General features: G+C 69.1%; 1 protein-coding gene. It reads right to left on the bottom strand.

Annotated elements, in window-relative coordinates:
- Positions 1–943: HAD-IC family P-type ATPase (locus tag AX685_RS03965; protein WP_156445656.1), on the bottom strand; the 943-nt coding region annotated here is incomplete at both ends.

The following is a 943-nucleotide window of genomic DNA, read 5'->3' as shown; positions in this document are numbered from 1 at the left end:
ACATCTCGGCCTTGCCGATCCACACCGTCTCGCCATCCACGCTCGCGGTGACGCCACGACCGGTCAGGCTCTTGAGGTCGCCAGCGGTGGGCAACGGGCGCCCATTCAGGCGTTCGCGGCCGTCGTTGACGATCGCTTGGGCCAGCGGGTGATCGCTCAGCGCCTCGACAGCGACGGCCAGCGACAGCAGCTCGCCTTCGTCGGTGCCGTCGACGGGCACGACATCGGTGATGCGCGGGCGCCCTTCGGTCAGCGTGCCGGTCTTGTCGAAGGCGATCGCCTTGAGCGATCCGAGGTTTTCGAGCGGCGCACCGCCCTTCACCAGCACACCGCCACGTGCCGCGCGCGCGACGCCGGACAGGACCGCGCTCGGCGTCGCGATCGCGAGCGCGCAAGGGCTCGCTGCGACCAGTACCGCCATCGCGCGATAGAAGCTGTCGCGGAACGGCTCGTCGATGACCACCCAGGCGAACAGCAGCAGCACCGACAGGATCAGGACGGCGGGCACGAAGATGCGCTCGAACCGATCGGTGAAGCGCTGCGTCGGCGACTTCTGCGTCTCCGCCTCGCTCACCATCTTCACCACCTTGGCGAGCGCGGACTCGTTGGATCGGCGCGTCACCTCGATCTCGATCGCGCCGCCGCCATTGATCGTGCCGGCAAAGACGCGGCTCTCCGCCTCGACCGCATCGGGCTTGGCGCGGGCGGCTGCCGCGTCCGCGACCGGCACCTTGTCGACCGGGATGCTCTCGCCGGTCACCGGGGCTTGGTTGATCGCGCTGGTGCCCGTGATGACGAAGCCGTCAGCAGGCAGGCGCTCGTTCGGGCGGACGATGGCGACATCCCCAACGACCATTTGCTCGACCGGGATTTCGCTGGTCTGGCCGTCGCGTCGCACGGTCGCGGTTTCGGGCGCGAGCTTCGCCAGCGCCTCGATCGCCTT

The organism is Sphingomonas sp. CCH9-F2 (genome assembly GCF_001556735.1).
Taxonomy (GTDB): domain Bacteria; phylum Pseudomonadota; class Alphaproteobacteria; order Sphingomonadales; family Sphingomonadaceae; genus Sphingomonas; species Sphingomonas ginsenosidimutans.
The sequence above is the reverse complement of the archived record's forward strand: the minus strand, read 5'-3'. Positions and strand labels throughout refer to the sequence as shown.